16 protein-coding genes are annotated in these 20,357 nt (G+C 73.1%); 10 read left to right on the top strand and 6 right to left on the bottom strand.

The genetic code is table 11. From position 1 onward, the window contains the following. Positions 1 to 36 precede the first annotated feature (36 nt). Complete coding sequence (locus ACFRAR_RS21185) at positions 37 to 1,236, bottom strand: glycosyltransferase family 4 protein (protein WP_380699665.1); 1,200 nt, start codon at positions 1,234 to 1,236, stop codon at positions 37 to 39. A gap of 459 nt (positions 1,237 to 1,695) precedes the next feature. Between ACFRAR_RS21185 and mscL the strand changes: the two genes are divergently transcribed. The 5 genes from mscL to ACFRAR_RS21160 all read left to right on the top strand — a co-directional run bounded on the left by mscL (position 1,696) and on the right by ACFRAR_RS21160 (position 7,587). Continuing rightward, positions 1,696 to 2,142, top strand: coding sequence for a large conductance mechanosensitive channel protein MscL (mscL, locus tag ACFRAR_RS21180; protein ID WP_380699664.1), 447 nt, complete (start codon positions 1,696 to 1,698; stop codon positions 2,140 to 2,142). 433 nt (positions 2,143 to 2,575) lie between these two features. After that, positions 2,576 to 3,379 carry a DUF6643 family protein gene (locus ACFRAR_RS21175; RefSeq protein WP_380699663.1) on the top strand — a complete coding sequence of 268 codons (804 nt, stop codon included), beginning with the start codon at positions 2,576 to 2,578 and terminating at the stop codon, positions 3,377 to 3,379. 199 nt (positions 3,380 to 3,578) lie between these two features. Continuing rightward, positions 3,579 to 4,454: an MOSC domain-containing protein gene (locus tag ACFRAR_RS21170; RefSeq protein ID WP_380699662.1), complete on the top strand. Its 876-nt coding sequence runs from the start codon at positions 3,579 to 3,581 to the stop codon at positions 4,452 to 4,454. Between the two features lie 265 nt (positions 4,455 to 4,719). Next, the gene (locus ACFRAR_RS21165) at positions 4,720 to 7,227 is read left to right on the top strand and encodes a right-handed parallel beta-helix repeat-containing protein (RefSeq protein ID WP_380699661.1); all 2,508 of its coding nucleotides are present in this window, start codon (positions 4,720 to 4,722) and stop codon (positions 7,225 to 7,227) included. A 48-nt stretch (positions 7,228 to 7,275) separates the two neighbouring features. Next, on the top strand, positions 7,276 to 7,587 hold the full coding sequence (locus ACFRAR_RS21160; RefSeq protein ID WP_380699660.1) for a DUF6191 domain-containing protein: 312 nt from the start codon (positions 7,276 to 7,278) through the stop codon (positions 7,585 to 7,587). A gap of 174 nt (positions 7,588 to 7,761) precedes the next feature. Here ACFRAR_RS21160 and ACFRAR_RS21155 read toward each other — a convergent pair whose 3' ends face one another. Both ACFRAR_RS21155 and ACFRAR_RS21150 read right to left on the bottom strand, forming a co-directional pair. Continuing rightward, positions 7,762 to 8,880: a PLP-dependent cysteine synthase family protein gene (locus tag ACFRAR_RS21155; RefSeq protein ID WP_380699659.1), complete on the bottom strand. Its 1,119-nt coding sequence runs from the start codon at positions 8,878 to 8,880 to the stop codon at positions 7,762 to 7,764. 129 nt (positions 8,881 to 9,009) lie between these two features. Next, the gene (locus ACFRAR_RS21150; RefSeq protein WP_380699658.1) at positions 9,010 to 10,290 is read right to left on the bottom strand and encodes an ROK family protein; all 1,281 of its coding nucleotides are present in this window, start codon (positions 10,288 to 10,290) and stop codon (positions 9,010 to 9,012) included. A gap of 17 nt (positions 10,291 to 10,307) precedes the next feature. Between ACFRAR_RS21150 and ACFRAR_RS21145 the strand changes: the two genes are divergently transcribed. Next, on the top strand, positions 10,308 to 11,615 hold the full coding sequence (locus ACFRAR_RS21145; RefSeq protein WP_380699657.1) for an MFS transporter: 1,308 nt from the start codon (positions 10,308 to 10,310) through the stop codon (positions 11,613 to 11,615). A 94-nt stretch (positions 11,616 to 11,709) separates the two neighbouring features. Then, entirely contained in the window at positions 11,710 to 12,282 is a 573-nt protein-coding gene (locus tag ACFRAR_RS21140) for a HutD family protein (protein WP_380699655.1), read from the top strand. A 144-nt stretch (positions 12,283 to 12,426) separates the two neighbouring features. Here ACFRAR_RS21140 and ACFRAR_RS21135 read toward each other — a convergent pair whose 3' ends face one another. Then, positions 12,427 to 13,182: an acyltransferase gene (locus tag ACFRAR_RS21135; protein WP_380699654.1), complete on the bottom strand. Its 756-nt coding sequence runs from the start codon at positions 13,180 to 13,182 to the stop codon at positions 12,427 to 12,429. Positions 13,183 to 13,389: 207 nt separating this feature from the next. Between ACFRAR_RS21135 and ACFRAR_RS21130 the strand changes: the two genes are divergently transcribed. Beyond that, a complete protein-coding gene (locus tag ACFRAR_RS21130; protein WP_380699653.1) occupies positions 13,390 to 14,151 on the top strand; it encodes a maleylpyruvate isomerase family mycothiol-dependent enzyme in 762 nt (253 codons plus the stop codon). A 132-nt stretch (positions 14,152 to 14,283) separates the two neighbouring features. Here the strand turns inward: ACFRAR_RS21130 and ACFRAR_RS21125 are convergent, their stop codons facing one another. Both ACFRAR_RS21125 and ACFRAR_RS21120 read right to left on the bottom strand, forming a co-directional pair. Continuing rightward, on the bottom strand, positions 14,284 to 15,057 hold the full coding sequence (locus ACFRAR_RS21125) for an enoyl-CoA hydratase family protein (protein WP_380699651.1): 774 nt from the start codon (positions 15,055 to 15,057) through the stop codon (positions 14,284 to 14,286). Between the two features lie 214 nt (positions 15,058 to 15,271). Further along, entirely contained in the window at positions 15,272 to 16,594 is a 1,323-nt protein-coding gene (locus ACFRAR_RS21120) for an MFS transporter (RefSeq protein ID WP_380699649.1), read from the bottom strand. Positions 16,595 to 16,750: 156 nt separating this feature from the next. Between ACFRAR_RS21120 and ACFRAR_RS21115 the strand changes: the two genes are divergently transcribed. Together ACFRAR_RS21115 and ACFRAR_RS21110 are read left to right on the top strand one after the other, a co-directional pair. Continuing rightward, positions 16,751 to 17,737: an ArsR/SmtB family transcription factor gene (locus ACFRAR_RS21115; protein ID WP_380699647.1), complete on the top strand. Its 987-nt coding sequence runs from the start codon at positions 16,751 to 16,753 to the stop codon at positions 17,735 to 17,737. Between the two features lie 265 nt (positions 17,738 to 18,002). Beyond that, a complete protein-coding gene (locus ACFRAR_RS21110) occupies positions 18,003 to 20,306 on the top strand; it encodes a glycosyl hydrolase family 18 protein (protein WP_380699646.1) in 2,304 nt (767 codons plus the stop codon). The last annotated feature ends 51 nt before the right edge of the window (positions 20,307 to 20,357 follow it).

The following is a 20,357-nucleotide window of genomic DNA, read 5'->3' as shown; positions in this document are numbered from 1 at the left end:
ACCCGCGGGGCGGCGCGGCCTACAGGAGCGATGTGATCAGCGGGCGGCCTCCACGCCCGCCGTCCACACCTCGGCGACGAGCCCCTGCCAGGCGTCCACGACGGCGCCCAGCTCGAAGTGCTCCAGCGCGTGCGCCCGGGCCGCGGCGCCGAGGCCCGCCCGGTTGACCGCCAGCACCTTGCCCAGCGCCTCGGCGAGGGCGAGCGGGTCCCCGGGGGCGACCAGCGCACCGGTGGCACCGTCCCGGACCACCTCGCGCACCCAGCCGACGTCGGTGGCCACGGCGGGCACCCCGGCCAGCGCCGCCTCGATCAGCGCGCCCGGAACGCCCTCGCTGTCGCTGGTGAGCAGCAGCGCGTCGGCGGCCCGGTAGAGCGGGGCCGGGTCGGGCAGCGGGCCGAGGAAGTGGGCGCGGGCGGCGGCCGGATGGCGGGCCAGTGTCTCGCGCAGCGGGCCGTCCCCGGCGATGGCGAGCCGGACGTCCGGCAGCCGGTCGAGCACGTCGAGGGCGAGGTCGAGCCGCTTCTCCGGAGCTATCGCCCCGATCCAGGCGACCAGCAGCACATCCGCGGGCAGGCCCAGCTCGTGCCGCGCGGCACGCCGGTCGTCCCGGCCGTCGGCCGGCGGATAGCTCTCGGCGGCACGGGAGTTGGGGATCACGTGCACCTTGCCCTCGGGCAGCCGGAACTGCTCCTCCAGCACGGCGCGCGCCTCGTCGGTGAGCGTGGTGACGGCGGCCGCGCGGTGCATCAGCGCGCCGCCGCGCACCCGGCGCAGGCGGTTGGCGGTCCAGTAGCGCGGGTGGCCGACCGAGACGTAGACGAAGGGCGTACCGGTCCCGGCGAGGGCGAGGGCGCAGGCGGCCAGGGTGTCCGAGCCGTGGGCGAGCACCACGTCGGCGGCGCGGGCGGCGGATCGCAGCGCCCGGAGCGTACTCGGGCGCAGACGGCCGGGGCCGAGTACGGCGGCGGAGCGCAGACCGGAGGCGTCCGAGCAGTCGGCCGCTCCCAGGGCCGCGGGGCCCTGGCCTGCGGAATCCGGGCCCGCGTCGGCGGGGCCGGGCTGGACGGCCGGGTGCGGGGCGAGGGCGCACAGCGCGGAGGACTGGCCTCGACGGTTCAGTTCCCGGTGGAGGTCACGGGCGAAGTTCTGTGCGCCGCCACGGCGTGAGTCACTGATCAGGTGCAGGACACGCGGACGGTTTCCGGCCGGATCGGCCGACAAATGGTCGGGCATGGACCGACCTTGGCACAGTGCTCCGCCCGGTACATCCCCTTCGCGCAACCTGGTGGTGGTCCATCCGCCCGTACTTGTACACCCGATGTGCGCCACGGGGCCTCCGTCGTGCGCCGGTTGCGACCACCGCGCGCCCCGCCTCGCCCCCTGCCGCGCTCCGGTCCGCCCCGTCGCGCCGGGTAGCCGCCGCCCCGAACCGGCACATGCCCACGTCAAATGCCGGGTCGGGACTTCCAGTTGGGCCCCGGAGCCGGGCCTGGTGTTCGAGCGCCGAAAGACCGGTACGCGGAGCGTCCCCGCCACGCCCGGCCGGTCGGCACGGGGCGCCGAGGCGGTTACGCGGATCGGGTGAACGCGGTTGGACCTCGGCCCGGGCCGGTCGGCAGGATGTCCGGCCGGGGGCGGCGCCCGCCGCGCCGCCCCATCTCCCCCGTCCCCGTAAGGATTTGGAGTCACCCGGTGTTCAAGGGATTCCGCAGCTTCCTGCTGCGCGGAAACGTGGTGGACCTCGCGGTCGGCATCGTGATCGGCGCGGCCTTCACCGCCGTCGTCACCGGGTTCGTCACCGCCTTCCTCACGCCGCTGGTCGGGGTCGCCTCCGGCGCCGTCGGCGACTTCACCCAGAAGACCTTCGACGTGGCCGGCACCCGGTTCCCGTACGGCGTCTTCGTCAACGCGCTCATCGGCTTCGTGCTGACCGCCGCCGTCCTCTACTTCGTCGTGGTGCTGCCGGTCGGCAGGCTCCAGCGGCGCTTCGAATCGGCCACGCCCGAGCCGGCCGCGAAGGTGGACTGCCCCGAGTGCCTGAGCTCCATCCCGGCTGCCGCGACCCGGTGCTCGTTCTGCACCTCCGAGGTCGGCAAGCCGGCCGTGCCCGCGCAGACCCAGGCACTGCAGGCGCACTGAATCCTCGGTGCCGGACGGCGGTGGGCGTCGACGACCAGGGGCGACGCGGGTCGGCGGTGCAGGGCGACGACGCAGGTCGCGGCCCGGACCGGGCGCCCGGCGAGCTGACGGGAACTTTATTCCCCAAACATTCACGAGCCCCCGTCGCATCCTCGGCGGGGGCTCGAACGCTCCGGCGCACGCCGTCGACGGAAGAAGTTTCTCCACCGGACCCCTGACCGTGTACCGGCCAGTCACCACATGCCCTTCCGAGGCCTCCGTCCGCGCCCTGTTCGATCACTGACGGGCCGCCAAGGTTGTCCGGAACCGGACTCCGGAATGTCCGCCTTTCCTACTTTCGAAACTTTTGTGCGAGCGAAGACTGTGTAAACAGTCGAACTGCTCCCCCTCCCGCTCTCCTCAGCAGACTCGTTGTGGGCTTACCGTATGCCCCATGACCTCGCCCCGCTCCTACGACGGAGTCGGCTACCCCTCTCCGTCCTTCTCCTCCGGCACGCCGATCTACGACAGCCTCGTGGCTGAGCGCGGCGTCCCCCAGATCGCGCCCATCAACGTGCCGGCCGCCCTGCCGCCGGCCCTGTCGTCCGGTTACGGATCCGGCCTCGGCCAGTCCTACGAGAACCGCTACGGCAACGGGTACGAAAGTGCCGGCAGCAACCTCCCCGCGCTGCCGCCCGCCCGCCTCGCCCTGGGCCCCGGCCCGAGCAGCGGCCCGTCCGCCGGCCCCGCCACGGCGTACATCCCCGCGCAGCCCGCGCCGGCGTACGCCGCCCCGCAGCCTCCGGTCCCCGGTTACGGCGCCCCCCAGCCGTACCAGCGGCCCCAGGCCGGCACCCCCGGCTTCACCCAGACCGCCAGCGGCGGCTACCAGCCGACCGGCGGCCAGAGCTTCGGCGGCCAGAACACCTTCATCGGCGCCCAGGGCGGCCCGCAGACCTTCGGCGCGCAGCCGGCCGGCAACCCGGGCGGTTTCGGCCAGGGCCAGGCCACCGGTCCGCAGGGCTTCGGCGGCCCGCAGTCCTTCGGCGGCCCGACCGCCGGCGGCCCCGGCTTCCCCGGCCAGGCCGGCGACCAGTCCCCCGGCGGCGCCCAGCTGCGCCCGGCCATGGCGCCGGTCGCGCCGGTCCGCCCGATGCAGCCGCAGCGGCCCGGCCCGTACGGCGAGCCCGGTCACGGCTCCTTCAACGCGGCGGGCCAGGGCAACGGCGGCTACCAGTCGCAGGGCCAGGGCTACTGAACCACCGCCACACCGAGGCCGGCCCCCACGCGGCCAGCACCCGCACCACCTGAGCACCACCCGGCGCCCCCCGTACGCCGGGCGAACGGAGAAACGGGTCATCCACGGACCGCCCGGAACGCCCCCACGGCGTCCCGGGCGGTCCGTGCGCGTACCGGGCCCTTCGTGCGGGCCGGGACCGGGCTGGCAGGATGGGGGAATGCAGCTCACCGGACTCCACGTCTACCCCGTCAAGTCCATGTACCGCCTGAGCCCGGACGACGCCGTGGTCCAGCCCTGGGGCCTGGCCGGAGACCGCCGCTGGATGCTCGCCGACCCGACCGGACGCTTCGTCAGCCAGCGTGAGAACCCGGCCCTCGGGCAGATCCGGGCCGGACTGCTGCCCGACGGCACCCTCGCCCTGACCGCCCCCGACGGCTCCCGGATCGAGGTCCCGGCCCCCACCGTCGCGACCGGCGACCCGCTCGCCGAGGTCGAGGTCTGGGGCACCCGCTTCCGCGCCGCCGGGGCCGCCGAGAAAGCGCACCAGTGGATCGCCGAGCACCTCGGCGACTACCGCCTGGTGCACCTGGACGACCCGCGGGCCCGGCCGGTCGACCCCGAGTACGGGCAGCCCGGCGACAGCGTCTCGATGGCCGACGGCTTCCCGCTGCTGCTCGCCACCACCGCCTCGCTCGACCGCCTCAACGAGCTGATCGCCGCCGAGAACCCGGACGGCCACGAGACCCTGCCGATGGAGCGCTTCCGTCCCAACGTGGTGATCGGCGGCGCCGAGCCGTGGGCCGAGGACACCTGGCGCCGGATCCGGATCGGCTCGGTCACCTTCAAGGTGGTCAAGCCGTGCGGCCGCTGCGTGGTCACCACCACCGACCAGGAGACCGGCGAGCGGCGCGGCAAGGAACCGCTGCGCACCCTGGCCCGGCACCACCGGCTGCTGCGCAAGGCCGCGTTCGGGCAGAACCTGATCCCCGAGCGGCCGGCCGGCGTCGAGGGCGACGCGCTCGGCACGCTGCGGCTGGGCGACGAGGTCGAGGTGCTGGAGGACGGGGCGCACTGGCCCGCCGACGGGAACTGAGCGTGCGGGCGGCAGCCGCGCGGGACCGGCGCCGAGCACGTCGAGCGCTCGGGAAGCGGCGCGTCCGGACGGAACCACCGCCGTGCGTGCTCGTTGAAACAAGTGGTCGGAACCTGTGGCGCCGGTGAGCGCTGCCGGTGTCCGCGCGACCGCGGACGGCCGGACCACCCACGTGGGCGCGCTACGGTGGGCGGACGGCCCGCGCACCCCCGCGCGTTCGGCCCGTTGATCGCCGGCTCGACGAAGGTGGGGACGACAGACCGTCATGGCTGAGCACAGGGTCCGGGTCACCCAGGACAGCGCATCCCGCTGGCGTCGCCGAGCGGGCGAGTACGACACGCTCGCGGAGGCCCTCGCGGCCGCCGAACCGGGCGACACCGTGACCGTCCGACCGGGCACCTTCCGGGAGAACGTGCTGGTGGACAAGCCGGTGACGATCGTCCCGGCCCACGGGCCGGGGACGGTCCGGATCGACCCGCCCTCCGGGGTGGCGCTCACGGTGACCGCCGCCGCGACCGTGCGCGACCTGGTGGTCGAGGGCGGCGACAGCTCCACCCCGGCCGTCCTGGTCACCGGACCGCAGGCCACGCCCGCCTTCAGCGGCTGCCGCGTCGAGACCCGCTCGGCCACCGGCATCGAGGTCACCGGCGGCGCCCGGCCCACCCTGCGCGGCTGCGTCGTCACCAACCCCGGCGGACTCGGTCTCCGGCTGCGCGGCGAGGACACCGCCGCCGTGTTCGAGGACTGCGAGGTCGCCGCCGCCGGACAGGCCGGGCTGGCCGTCCTCGGCGGCGCCACCGCGGCGCTGGACCGCTGCCGCATCCACCACGCCTCCGGCGCCGGCGTCCTGCTCTCCGACCCCGGCAGCGCGGCCGAGCTGACCGACTGCGAGATCTACGAGATCCGCGGCAGCGGCGTCCAGGCCGAGGCACAGGCGGGCGGACGGCTGGTCGACTGCGAGATCCACCGGGTCACCGGCAACGGCCTCACCCTGGACGGCGAGGCCGAGCTGGTGCTCACCGGCTGCCGGGTGCACGACCTGCCGGAGAACGGCGCGGACCTGCGCGGACGCGCCCGGCTGACCCTCTCGAACAGCACCGTGCGAAACTTCGGCCGCGGGGCGCTGTCGGTCTGGGACCAGGGCACCGAGGCCGTCGCCGAGTCCTGCCAGATCCACGGCTCGACCGGCGAGTACCCGGCCCTGTGGGTCAGCGACGGCGCCCGGCTGACCCTCACGGACTGCTCCCTGCACGACCTGCCGGACGCCCTGTTCGTCCTCGACCGGGACTCCGCCGCCCACGCCGAGGGCTGCTCGTTCAGCCGCATCCGCAGCTCGGCCGTCTCGGTCAGCGGCGGCGCCACCGTCTCCCTGGCCTCCTGCCGGGTGCAGGAGGCGGGCACCGGGCTCTGGTTCCGCGACCACGGCAGCGGCGGGCTGCTCACCGACTGCGAGATCTCCGACGTGGCCACCGGTGTGATCGTCACCAAGGGCGCCGACCCGGTGCTGCGCGACTGCACCGTCCGGGCCAGCACGGACGCCGGGGTGTATGTCTCCGCACAGGGGCGCGGCACCTTCGAGGACTGCCGGGTCTCCCAGGGCAAGGGCTTCGGCTTCCACATCATCGACGGCTGCCGGACGCAGCTCATCCGGTGCCGGGCGGAGCACAACCAACGGGCCGGGTTCGAGTTCTCCGAGCCGGGGCCGGTCGCCGAGGGCTGCACCTCGGACGACGTCGGGACCGCTCCGGTGCCGGCGGCTCCCGCCGCCCCCGGTGGCGGGGCGGGGTCGGGCCCCGGGCTCGGTTCCGGGCCCTCTCCCGGGCGCGGGCCGGGGCTGGCGCCGGCGTTCGGGTCCGCCGAGGTGCCGGCACCGAGGTCGGCCCAACTGACCGCGGCCGCCGCGGCGTTGACATCCTCCGCGGCGGCTTCGGCGGCGATCGCGCCGATCCCGGACTGCCGGCCTGCCGACGAGGCGCTCGCCGAACTGGACGCGCTGGTCGGACTGGCCACCGTGAAGCAGGAGGTGCGCACGCTGATCGACCTGATCTCGGTCGGCCGGCGCCGCCGCCAGGCCGGGCTCAAGGCGCCCTCGCTGCGCCGGCACCTGGTCTTCACCGGCGCGCCGGGCACCGGCAAGACCACCGTCGCCCGGCTCTACGGCGAGATCCTCGCCTCGCTCGGGGTGCTCCAGCGCGGGCACCTGGTCGAGGTGGCCCGGGTGGACCTGGTCGGCGAGCACATCGGATCCACCGCGATCCGCACCGCTGCCGCCTTCGACCGGGCACGGGGCGGGGTGCTCTTCATCGACGAGGCGTACACGCTCGCACCCGAGGACGGGGCACGCGACTTCGGACGTGAGGCGATCGACACCCTGGTCAAGCTGATGGAGGACCACCGGGACGAGGTGGTCGTCATCGTCGCGGGCTACACCGCCGAGATGGAGCGTTTCCTGTCCGCCAACCCCGGCGTGTCGTCCCGCTTCTCCCGCACCATCGGGTTTCCGGACTACACGGCGGACGAACTGCTGGACATCGCCCGGGCACAGTGCGCGGAGCACGAGTACGCGCTCTCCGAGGAGACCGAGCAGGCGCTGCTGGAACACTTCGGCGGGCTGGAGCGCGGCCCCAACTTCGGTAACGGGCGCGCCGCGCGGCAGGTCTTCGAGACCATGGTCGAGCGGCACGCGGTGCGGGTCGCCCACCTCGCCGACCCGTCCACGGAGGAGCTCCAGCTCCTCGTCCCGGCGGACTTGCCCGCGGCCTCGCTGCCGTAGCTCGACGACGGGGGAACTCGCCTGCCAGGCCCGGCCGTTGAGGTGGACATGGGCGTACTGCTGACGGGCGCGGCGGACGGGCTGCTGTTGCCGGCCGGACTGGTCGTGGTGTTCTTCCTCGGTGCGGTGGTACGGCGGCTGCGCGCCCACCCGGCGGCGACGGGGCTCTCGGCGCCGGGCGGTGGGCGCGGCGCGGGTGCGACCGCGACGGAGGAGCTGCACGCGCTGCTCTATCCGGGCAAGCGGGCGCAGCTGGAGCAACGGCGGGTGGAGCTGGTGCTGCGGGACGACGAGCACGACGGCGCGCCGAAGCGTACGGGCATCGACCTCGCGGGCGGGCGAGCGGTGATCCAGCGGTGAGGGGTGGGGGCGGAGGGGCGGCGGACGGGTGACGGATGGCGGATAACAGATGACAGCGAACAGATAACAGATAACAGATAACAGAATCTGTTCGCTGTCATCTGTTATCCGTTCGCTGTTCGTTGTTCGTTGTTCGCCGCCCAGGCTCCCGGCCGGCCGCCGTCCGACGCCGGATCAGCCCGCCCAGGGGCCGTCGGCGAGGAAGGACTCCAGCGCCGCACGGTAGGGCGCGATGTCGATCCGCTCACCCGCCAGCCAGTCGTCCGAGTAGTACTTGTCCAGGTAGCGGTCCCCCGGGTCGCAGATCAGGCCGACCACGCTGCCCGTCCGCCCGGCCTCCCGCATCTCGGCGACGATCCGCAGCGCACTCCAGAGACCCGTCCCGGTGGAAGCGCCCGCCTTCTTGCCGAGCACCTGCTCCAGCACCCGCACCGCCGCGATCGACGCGGCGTCCGGCACCCTCATCATCCGGTCGATCGACCCCGGCACGAAGCTCGGCTCCATCCGCGGCCGCCCGATGCCCTCGATCCGCGAGCCGCTCTCGCAGACGGCGTCCGGATCGCGCCGCACCCAGCCGTCGAAGAAACAGGAGTTCTCCGGGTCCGCGACGCAGATCCGGGTGTCGTACTGCATGTAGTGCACGTAGCGGGCGATCGTCGCCGACGTGCCGCCCGTGCCGGCGGTGGCCACGATCCAGGCCGGCTCGGGATGCGGCTCCAGGCGCAGCTGGGCGAAGACCGACTCGGCGATGTTGTTGTTGCCGCGCCAGTCGGTGGCCCGCTCGGCATAGGTGAACTGGTCCATGTAGTGCCCGCCGGTCTCCTCGGCGAGCCGGGCGGACGCCTCGTACACCTCGTCCGGGCGCTCGACCAGGTGACACTCGCCGCCGTGGAACTGGATCAGGTCGATCTTGGCCTGACTGGTGCTCTTGGCCATCACAGCGATGAACGGCACGCCCACGAGCTGGGCGAAGTACGCCTCGGAGACGGCGGTGGAGCCGCTGGAGGCCTCGATCACCGGCTTGCCGGGCCGGATCCAGCCGTTGCAGAGCCCGTAGAGGAAGAGCGAGCGGGCCAGGCGGTGCTTGAGCGAGCCGGTCGGGTGGGTGGACTCGTCCTTGAGGTACAGGTCGATCCCCCACTCCGGGGGCAGCGGGAAGCGCAGCAGGTGGGTGTCGGCGGAACGGTTGGCGTCGGCCTGGACCTTGCGCACCGCCTCCTTGAGCCAGGCACGGTACTCCGGGTCGGAGCGGTCGACGTCGACAGTCGGCTCGATGCCGGGCTGGGTGCTCATGGTGACTTTCTCCCTCACAGTGAACCCTGTTGCTCACTACGAGTGTAGGAGAGTCACGATAAGTGACTTTTTCCGGTGAACCAGCTTCCGCTTATCGCCTTCGGCGCCATCACGTCCGGACTGCCGCCGTCAGGGCAGAACCGGAACCGACTGCGGGTCCGCCAGGTACGGCCCCCAGCCCAGCTCTGCCGCCCCCGCGAGCGCGCCGTCCGCCAGCTCGGCGCCGACGATCGGCACCCGGCCGCTTCGCCCCCACAAGCTGCGTTCGGCGACGACCGACCGCAGCCGGTCCGGCGCGGCCTCCAGCAGGTCGAGGTGCAGCCCGCTGAGGGCCACCCGGTCGGGGTTGAGGATGTTGACGACGCCGGCCAGGCCGAGCCCGAGCCGGTCGATGACGTGCTCCACCGCCGCCCGTGCGCGGTCGTCCGTCGCGGCCGCCCGGCACAGCTCCCGCGCCTGGTCGAGCAGCGGGCGGCCGGGCTCCGGGGTGAGTCCGGCGGCGGCGAACAGCGCGTCGGGGCTGGTCTCGGAGTTGAGGCAGCCGCGGTTGCCGCACCTGCAGAGTCGGCCCTGCGGGTCGACGGCGAGGTGGCCGACCTCCAGGGCGAGGCCGGCGCTGCCGGTGTGCAGGTGGCCGTCGATGACCAGCGCGCCACCGACGCCGCTGTGGCCGGAGGTGACGAACAGCAGGTGGCGGGCGCCGCGGCCGGCCCCGTGCCGGTACTCGGCGAGCGCGGCCAGGTTGGCGTCGTTGGCGACCGCGGTGGGCAGCGGGCGCAGCGCGTTCGGGCCGTGGTCGGCGCGGCCGACCTCGACGTCGTACAGGTCGGCGACCGGTGTGCCGCTGGGCCAGGCGAAGTGCAGCGCGGCGAGGGCGGCGCCGTCCGGCTCGGTGACCGGGTTGGGCAGCGCGAGCGCGGCACCCAGACAGCGGCGGTCGCTCGCACGGGCGAGCTCGGCGCCCGCCACGGCGACGGCGCGCAGCATCCGAACGGGGTCGGTCGCGGCGGGCAGCGGCAGGTGGACCGGCGGGTCGAGCAACCCGCCGAGGCCGGCCAGGGTGACGCTCAGCCCATCGGCGTGGATCTGCCCGGCGATCACGACCGGGCCCCGCGGGTCGATCGCGAGCCGGTGCGAGGGGCGTCCGCGGCCACCGCCGGCCGGACGCGAGTCGACGGCGATCAGGCCGAGCGCCTCGAGTTCGGCGGTGACCGCGCCGGCGGTGGCCCGGGTGACGTCCAGGGCACGGGTGAGCGCCGAGCGGGTCGGCGTCCGGCCGGTGTGGATCAGGGAGAGCGCCGGGCCGAGCAGCGTCCGGCCCCGGTCGGGAGCCGCGCGGCGGTGGCTGTCGCGCTGCGCGTCGAAGTCGTTTCCGGTACCGGGCCTCGGGCTTGATGGTGAGAGCTGCACGCCCCTATTGTGACTTTGTGTCGCTTCGAAACAAAATTGGTCCACGCACTCGACCCGACCAGCCCGCCCCCCAGTCTCGCAGCACACCCCCGGCGGCCGACAGCCCCTGGCGCCCGGCACGTGTCGCCCTCACCGCGTTCTTCGCCATCGACGGCTTCCTCTTCGCCGCCTGGGTCGTCCGCATCCCGGACGTCCGCAGCCAGGTGAGCGCCTCGCACAGCACCCTCGGGCTCGCGCTGCTCTGCCTGTCGATCGGCGCCGTCCTCACCATGCCACTGATCGGCCGGCTCTGCCTGCGGTACGGCTCGCGCCCGGTGACCGTCGGCTCGCTCGCCCTGCTCAGCCTGGCCGTGCCGCTGCCCGCGCACGCCCACTCGGTCACCGCGCTCGGCGGGGTGCTGCTGCTGTTCGGCGCCGGGTACGGCGGGGCCAACGTCGCGATGAACAGCGCCGCCGTCGACCTGGTCGCACAGCTGCGGCGACCCGTCATGCCCAGTTTCCACGCCGGGTACAGCTTCGGCGGACTGGTCGGCACCGGCGTCAGCGGGTTGCTCGCCGGACCGCTGAGCACCGCCTGGGCACTCGCGCTCAGCGCCGCGCTGGGCGTGGCCGTCACCGCAGGCGCGGGCGTCGTCCTGCTGCGCAGCCCGGCGGCGACAGCGGTCACGCCCGCACGGGCGAACCGTGCGGCGGAGCGGTCCGAGGACGCGGGCGCCGGCTCGGGTCCGGTCCGTGCGCACACCCGGCTGCTCGTCCTGCTGCTGGGCCTGACCGCGCTGTGCACCGCGTACGGCGAGGGCGCGATCGCCGACTGGACCACACTGCACCTCACCGATGACGTCCACGCGAGCTCCGTGGTGGCTGCCACCGGGTACGGCGCGTACGCGTTCGCGATGGCGGGCGGGCGGGTCGGTGGCACCTGGCTGTCCATCCGGCTCGGTCAGACCCGGTTGATGCTGTTCGGCGGGTTGACGGCGGGGGTCGGCATGCTGATCGCCGCCCTGGCCCCGGCGGTGCCGGTGGCGATCTGCGGGTTCGTGCTGGTCGGCCTCGGCCTGGCCAACCTCTTCCCGCTCGCCATCGCCCGGGCCGGGGCGGCCGGCGGCCCCCAGGGTGTGGCGTTCGCCTCCTCGCTCGGCTACGGGGGGATGCTGATCGGCCCGGTGGTGATCGGCTTCCTCGCCGACGCGGCCGGACTGCCGCTGGCCCTCACCACGGTCACGGTCACGGCCACCGTGGCGGCGCTGCTGCCACTTGCAGTCGGACGGCGGGGCCGCGAACAGCGGACGGCCGGTGACGGGCAACGGATGTCAGGCGGCGGGTGACGGACAACAGGCGACGACTAACAGATGACAGATGACAGATGTTGAAATCTGTCATCTGTCAACCGTCAGCCGTCATGTGACAGGATGCGGGCCCATGACCACCAGCGAGCGCTTCCAGGTACTGCGGGCGAGTGAGCGCCCGGCAACGGCGTGGCTCAATGGAGGCGGGGTGACCAGGGAGGTCGCCGGGTTCCCGGCCGGAGCCGGGCTGAACACCTTCGACTGGCGGGTCAGCCTCGCGGACGTCGCCACGGCCGGGCCGTTCTCCCCGTTCCCCGGCATCGACCGGGTGATCACCCTGGTCGAGGGCACCGGCATGGCGCTCACCGTCGACGGCACCGAGCACCTGGTCGACACGCCGCTCCGGCCGTTCGCCTTCTCCGGCGACGCCGTCACCGACTGTCGGCTGTCGGCCGGCCCGGTGGTCGACTTCAACGTGATGACGCGCCGCGGGCGGGTCGAAGCCACGGTCGACCTGACGACCTCGGACACCGTCCTCGACATCCCGGACGGAAGCACCGTCCTCCTGGTCTGCCTCACCGGCACCGCCACCGTCGACAGCCTCGAACTCGGACGCTACGACGCCGCGTTGCTCAACACCCCGGGCACCCACGAGCTGCGCCCGGGCGGCACCACCGCCGTCGTCACGTTCCGCCCCGCGCGCTGACGACCGCCCTACGGACCGCAGCGAACCGGCCGCACCGACGGACCGGGGCCGGGACCGGGACCGCCGCACCACCGCACCGCCACGCCCGACAGGGAGCGCATGGGCGGCCGACCCGTCATTCCGCCAGGGGCCGGGTGCGCCGACTCAGCCCTGCTCACCCGGCAACCGGAGGTCCCAGCCGACCAGCGCCCGCAGCTGCTCCGCCGTCACGCCGTCCGGCACCGGCTGCGGAGCGTCGTGGCGCAGCGGCGGCTGCCAGCCCTCCTCCTCGGTCCAGCGGCGCACCACCTTGGCCGGGGCCCCGGCGACCACGCTGTGGTCGGGCACCTCGCCGCGCACCACCGCCCCCGCCGCGACCACCACGTTGCGCCCGATCCGCGCCCCCGGCAGGATCACCGCGCCGGTGCCGATCCAGCTGCCCGCCCCGATCTCCACCGGTTCGTTGCGCGGCCACTGCTTGCCGATCGGCAGCTCGGTGTCCCGGTACTCGTGCGCCTGGTCGCTGATGTAGACGCCCGGCCCGGTCCACACGTCATCGCCGATGACGATCGACTGGTGGCCGACGACGTGGCTGTCCCGGCCGATCACGCAGCCGCCACCGATCCGCAGGATCGGCTCCGGCCCGAGGTCGAGCCCGGGCAGGAACCCGGCGCTGATGGTGACCCGCTCGCCGATGATCGAGAACGGCCCGATGGTGATCCACTGCTCGTTGAACACCGCTCCGAGCGGAAACGCGAGGCTCGTGCCGTCGCCCAGCTCGCCGAACCGGTACGGGCCGGGGTTGAGGTTGGTGACGGCGCCGGTCCGCTGCACCCAGCGCCAGCCCCGGTGAACGAGGCGTCCGGCGGCGCGGCGGCCACCAGCCCGGACGGCTGAGACGAGGGAACGGGTTATCGGCATGCGCTCACGTTACCGGCCCGTAGGGTCCGCCCGTCCGTCGGGAGTCCGACATCACGGCGGCCGCTTCCACCCCATCGGCGGCAGTGCCCGACTCCACCCCCAGCAGCGCCGCGTCCGTCCGTGTGAGAGTGCCTCCAGCCCTGGACCAGCCGAATGAATGTCCGAAATCCACGGCCGGCAGCCGACAACGATGGAAGACTCCGCTCCATGGAGATCACCGAGCACATCGACGCGCTGCGCCGCGAGGGCCTCCTCCTCGCCGACGCCGCGGCCCGTACGGAGCTGTCCGCCCCCGTGCCGACCTGCCCGAAGTGGCAACTGGCGGACCTGCTGCGGCACATCGGCTCCGTCCACCGCTGGGCCGCTTCCATCCTCGGCCAGGGGTTGCGGGAACGGCCGGGCCAGGCGGGCGAGTTCGCCGCCGTCGGGCCGGTGCCCTCGGACGACGCGCTGCTCGCCTGGTACCGCGAGGGACACGCCGCGCTGGTGGACACGCTCTCCTCGACACCGTCCGACGTCGAATGCTGGACCTTTCTGCCCTCGACGAGCCCGCTGGCGTTCTGGGCCCGGCGCCAGGCACACGAGACCGCCATCCACCGCCACGACGCCGACGCGGCCGCCGGGGTGCCCGGACCGGCGGTGGACACCACGCTCGCCGCGGACGGCATCGACGAACTGGTGAGCGGTCTCATGGTCCGCGGCCGGGCCACCCTGCGCAGCGACCGACGGCGCACCCTCCTGGTCCGGACCACCGACGGCGTCGGCTCCTGGCACCTGACGATCACCCAGGAGCCGCCGACCGTCACCACCGGCGAGACCCCGGCGCCTGCCGACCTGACCCTCGCCGGTCCCGCCGACGAGCTCTACCCGCTGCTCTGGAACCGGCTGTCCGCCGGGCAGGCCCGGCAGGTCGAGGTGAGCGGTGACGAGAGCCTGCTCGACCTCTGGCACAACGCGGCGACGATCTGAGCTTGACGCTCGCGACGCGCTCTGACGTGCTCTGACGCGCCTTGATGGGCTCTCATGCGCCCTGGCGCCTCCTGACGCGGAGCGACGGTCAGGGCCCCGGGCGGGCGAGCGGAACGCCCGGGGCCCTCGGGGTCAGCGCACCCAGCGAGCGGGCCGCTTCTCCAGGAACGACCGCATCCCCTCCTGTGCCTCCGCCGAACCGAACAGCCGCGCCGACAGCTCCACCAGCTCCTCCGCGTCCCGTTCGAAGGAGCGCACCACCTCGGCGTTGGCCACCCGCTTCGACTCCGCCAGGCCCTGCGGGGAGCCCTGGCGCAGCGCGTCCAACAGGGCCTTCAGCACCACGCCGGTGTCCTCGGCGGACTCGGTGGCGCTGGTGATCAGCCCGATCCGGGCGGCCTCGGCGGCGTCGAAGACCTCACCGGTGAGGTAGTAGCGGGAGGCGGCGCGCGGTTCCAGCTTCGGGCGCAGCGGCAGCGAGATCACCGCGGGCGCAAGGCCGAGCCGGACCTCGGTGAAGGCGAAGGTCGAGGCCGGTCCCGCGACGGCGAGGTCCGCCGCGCCGACCAGGCCGAGGCCGCCCGCCCGTACGTGTCCGTCGATGACGGCGATCACCGGCTTGGCACAGTCGACGATCGCCCGCTGGAGCTCGACCAGGCCGCGCGGGCCGACCGTCGGGTCGGCGCCGGTCGCCTCGGAGAGGTCCGCGCCCGCGCAGAACACCTTGCCGGTGTGCCCGAGCACCACCGCGCGGACCTCGGGGTCGGCCGCGGCGGAGGCCAGCCCGGCGTGCAGCTCGGCCATCAACCGGGTGGAGAGCGCGTTGCGGTTGTGCGGCGAGTCGAGCATGAGCGTGGTGACGGCGTCGGCGGTGCTGACGCGGACGAGGGGCGCTGCGCTGGTCATCGGCGGGGCCTGCCTTCCGGCTGAGGGTGGGTCGGACTGCGGGCGCGGTCCGGGAGCTGCCCGGACGGCGCCCGGACGACTCTGGCACGCCCACCCGTCCCTCGGCCAGAGCCAACCTCTCCGGTGACCGGAGGCGGGCTGCCTGGTGACCGGAGTCGGATGACAGCGAACGGATGACAGATGTTGAAATCTGTCAGCTGTTATCTGTCGGCTGTTACTTGTCATCCGTCATTCCGTCACCCGCCCGCCGCCCGGCCCACCGCACGGCGGGGCGCATGCCCAGGCCCGCCGCCGCCAACAGCCCGCCGAGGACGATCCAGCCGGTCATGCCGTACCCGATCACCAGGGTGCTGACCAGCGCCGGGCCGGCCATCATCGCGGCGGCGGTACCCGCGTTGAACACGCCCTGGTAGGCGCCGTGGTCGCGTTCGCCCGCGAGGTCGTAGCTGAGCGCCCAGCCGCCCGCCTGCCCGACCACCTCTCCGAGCGACTGGAGCGCCACCCCGCCGAGCACCACCACCGCCGCGAGGATCGCGGGCAGGCCGTGGGCGAGTGAGATGACCAGGCAGGAGGCGGCGAGCACCAGCCCGGCCCGGCCACAGGCCCGGATGGCGCCCGCCCGTTCCTCGGTCCCCCTGGTGGCCCGCATCTGAAGGGCGATCACCAACAGCGTGTTGACGATCAGGGTGCCGGCGACGGTGACCCGAGGCGCCTCGGTCTCCTGGACGATCCAGAGCGGCACCCCGACCTCCAGGACGGCGAACTGGAGGCAGAGCACGGCGTTCAGCACCGTCACGGCGAGGAACGGGCCGTCCCGCAGCGCCGGGTTCCGACGCCCGCCCTGCCCGGCGCCCTCGCCGGAGGGCGGGGTCGCGACGCCGCCCTCCGCCGCGACGCCGCCTTCCGCCGGGCGCCTCGGGTCGGCGAGACGGTGGAACAGCACGGCGACGACCACGAAGGACGCGGCGTCGGCCAGGATCGCCGTCAGGTAGACCGGCCGGGTGTCCAGCTGGAGCGCGATCGCGCCGAGCGCCGTACCTCCGCAGAGGCCCATGTTGGTCACCACCCTCAGATAGGCCCGGCCCGCCACCCGGCGGTCGGCGGGCAGCACCTCGGCGTAGAGCGCGTTCCGTACGGCGGCGGACCCCCGGTCGACGGCGGAGACCAGGCAGGCCAGTGCGACAAAGGCCGGGTAGCTGTGCACCAGCACGTACCCGGCGGTGCCGATCGCCTGCGCCGTGACCAGTGCCACCAGCACTCGCCGGGCACCCCAGCGATCGGCGGCCCGGCCGGCCGGCACGCTGGCGATCACCCCGCACAGGCCGGCGGCGGTCATCCCCAGGCCGAGCTGGGCGGCGCTCAGGCCGAGCACCCGGGTGAAGAACAGCACCGCGACGGCGAGGGACAGACCGTTGCCCACCGTGTTGACGAGGGTGATCCCGGCCAGCCGACGGACCGTCGGATCGGGGTGCAGGCGCCGTCGCAGAGCGCCGAGGACCCCGCCTCCTCCTGCCTGCGCAGCGGCGGTCGCGGTCACGGTTCCGGCAGGACTTTCGGGCACAGCAGAAGAAGGCGCGGAGGACTCCGCCGTCGGGGTGGTCATGCGGCGATCCCACCGCTCGCCGGTCCGGTCCAGGTACTCATTTAGGCTCTGGCTGAATCCAAGGCCCGATCTCCGCAGAAGGACACCCCCGTGCACCGGTTCACCCTCCGCCTGGCCGACCTCGCCACCACGTGGTTCGCCGCCTCGCCGATCCACGAGGCCGCGCTGAGCCTGCGGATGTGGACCCACCCGGGCGTCTACCACCTCCAGACCCGGGCCTTCGAGCAGCTCAGGCCCGCGTTCGAGCGCCTGGACTCCCACCTGCTGCTCTCGCTCGTCGCCGAGAACCGCTTCGTCCCGGACTTCCTGACTCCCCGCCCGACCTCCCCCTCCCCCGAGTTCCGCACCGAGCTGGCCACCGTCCGCACACTGCCGCCGGAGCAGCTGCGCCCCGAACTCGAGCAGACCTTCGTCCTGTACGGCCAGCCGATGCCGACCGTGCTCGCCGCCGGGCTCTCCGACCCGGAGCGGCTCCTGACACGGATCGCCGACGCGTTGGAGGAGTACTGGGAGCTGTGCCTCGCACCCACCTGGTGGCCGCAGGCCCGTGCGGTACTGGAGGCCGACCTGGTCTACCGCGCCCGGCTACTCGCCCAACAAGGAGCGGCGGCCCTGTTCGCCGATCTGGACCACCGGCTCCACTGGGAGGACGGGGTGCTGTCGATCGACCGGCGGTGGACGGAACGGAACGTGGAGACCCCGGTGGACGGACGCGGGCTCGTGCTCTGCCCGACCTTCTTCGTCCGCGGCGCGATCACGATGATCGGCAACGACCGCGCGCCCCAGATCAGTTACCCGGCCCGTGGACAGGCGGGCATGGTGGGCGGGGGCGCGCCGGTGCCACCGCAGGCCCTGGAGGCCCTGGTCGGCGCACCGAAGGCCCGGCTGCTGGCCCTGCTCGGCGAGGCCGCCTCCACCACCGAGCTCGCCTACCGCCTGGGGGTCACCCCGGGCGCCGTCAGCCAGCACCTGTCCGTCCTGGCCGCCACCGGCCTGGTCACCAAAGCCCGCCACGGCCGCTCGGTGCTGTACCGGCGCAGCCCGCTCGGGGACGAGCTGACGGGGTCGAACAGATGACGGACAACGAATGACGGATGACAGAGAACAGATTTCAGATAACAGAAGTTGAAATCTGTCATCTGTCACTCACCTCCCCACCCCCACGCCCACCCCCCGCCACCACCGCCGCCACCTCCCAAGTGGTACAGACCTGTTGACGCATTGGTCCAGTCCTCCTACAGTGCCCATGCCCCGCCTCCCCAACGGCGCGGGCACCGATCGCACACGGATCAACCCCGGTTCTACGTCACCCTGTTCAACCCCCACGATCACAGGGAGAACCATGTCCGCTCGATCCCGGGCCGGACGCCCGCGCGTGCGCAGCAGACTGCTCGCACTGCTCAGCGTCCTGCTCCTCCCCCTCGCCGCGCTCACCGCGCTGGCCACCCCGGCGAACGCCGCCGGAAAGCTCACCGCCACCTTCACCACCGCCAACAACGGCTCCTGGTGGCAGGGCACCTACATCGTCCACAACGACAACGCGACGGCCGTGAGCGGTTGGACGCTGGAGTTCGACCTCCCGTCCGGCGTGACCATCGGCAACAGCTACAACGGCACCGCCACCGTCAACGGCCAGCACGTCACCGCCACGGCCGCGTTCTACAACTCCACGGTCAACGCCCACAGCACCACCGAACCGTACAGCTTCTGGTTCGTCGGCAACGGCCCGGTCTCCACCCCGCTCAACTGCCGCATCAACGGCGACAAGTGCGACGGCACCCCCGACGTCCCGCCGTCCGCTCCGGGCACCCCGACCGTCACCGAGTCCACCGCCCACACGCTCGCCCTGAAGTGGTCGGCCGCCACCGGCGGGGACTTCCCGGTGGCCTCCTACGACGTGCTGAACGGCAGCACCGTCCTCGCCTCCAGCCCGACCACCAGCGCCCTGGCCACCGGCCTCACCCCGGCCACCTCCTACACCCTGACCGTCCGGGCCAAGGACAGCCGCGGCAACACCGGTCCGGTGAGCGCGTCCGTCACGGCGTCCACCTTCGACCCGTCCACCGACACCCAGCCGCCCACCGCGCCGACCAACCTCCGCTCCACCGCGGTCAGTTCGTCGGACGTGACGCTTGCCTGGAACGCCGCCACGGACAACGTCCGGGTCGCCGCGTACGACGTCTACCAGGGCGGCACGCTGGTCGCCACGGTCACCGGCAGCACCCTCACCGCGACCGTCGGCAGCCTCTCGCCGTCCACCACCTACACGTTCACCGTGAAGGCCCGCGACCCCGCCGACAACGCCTCGCCCGCCTCCGCCCCGCTCACCGTGACCACCTCGGACCTGGTCGGCGCCGGGAAGTACGCCCGGGTCGGCTACTTCGTCCAGTGGGGCATCTACGGCCGCCAGTACTTCGTCAAGAACCTGGACACCTCCGGCGCCGCCGCCAAGCTCGACGTCATCAACTACGCCTTCGAGAACATCGATCCGGTCAACCTGACGTGCATGGCCGGCGTCACCAAGGGCACCACCGGCAACCCGGAGGACCCGGACCAGGGCACCGGCGCCGGTGACGCCGACGCGGACTACGGCCGGCCGATGAGCGCCGCCCAGTCGGTCGACGGCGTGGCCGACGACGGCTGGGGCAAACTCCGCGGCAACCTCAACCAGTTGAAGAAGCTCAAGGCCAAGTACCCGAACCTGAAGGTGGTCGTCTCGCTCGGCGGCTGGACCTACTCCAAGTACTTCTCCGACGTCGCCGCCACCGACGCGTCCCGCCAGAAGTTCGTCAAGTCCTGCGTCGACACCTGGATCAAGGGCAACCTGCCCGCGTACAACGGCGCCGGCGGCGACGGCGTGGCAGCGGGCATCTTCGACGGCTTCGACATCGACTGGGAGTGGCCCGGCTCCGGCGACGGCCACCCGGGCAACCACTGGAGCGTCAACGACAAGGACAACCTGACGCTGCTGATGGCCGAATTCCGCAAGCAGCTGGACGGGTTGGGCGGCTCCCACAAGCTGCTCACGGCCTTCACCCCCGCCGACCCGGCGAAGGTCGCCGCCGGCTGGGACCTCTCGAAGATCTTCGGTTCGATGGACATCGCCAACGTCCAGGGCTACGACTTCCACGGCTCGGGCAGCGACAACTCCTGGGAGCCCAACCGCACCGGCCACGCCTCCAACCTCTACAACGACCCGAACGACCCCTACACCAACCACTTCAGCGTGGACACCGCCGTCCAGACCTACCTGAACGCCGGAGTCAACCCGCGCAAGCTGACCATCGGCTTCCCGTTCTACGGACGCGGCTGGCAGAGCGTCACGGACGGCGGGGCGAACGGCGCCTGGCAGTCCGCGAACGGCGCCGCACCGGGCCAGTTCTCCGACGAGGCGGGTACCCGCGGGTACAACAACCTGATCACCAGCCTCTCCAACCTCACCGTCTACCACGATCCCAAGTCGGTCGCGACGTACGGCTACACGGGAGCCGGCGGCCAGTGGTGGACCTTCGACGACGCCTGGTCGATCTCGCAGAAGACGGCCTACCTCAAGTCGAAGGGCCTGCTCGGCGGGATGATCTGGGAGCTGTCCGGCGACACCCCGTCCGGCACCCTGATGTCCGCGCTGGACGGCGGGCTCAAGTAACCGACGCCCCAAGGCGAAAGGGCCGGCGTCCCTCCTCGCACCGAGGAGGGA

It is taken from the genome of Kitasatospora sp. NPDC056651, assembly GCF_042792155.1.
In the GTDB taxonomy this organism is placed as follows: Bacteria; Actinomycetota; Actinomycetes; order Streptomycetales; family Streptomycetaceae; genus Kitasatospora.
The sequence above is the reverse complement of the archived record's forward strand: the minus strand, read 5'-3'. Positions and strand labels throughout refer to the sequence as shown.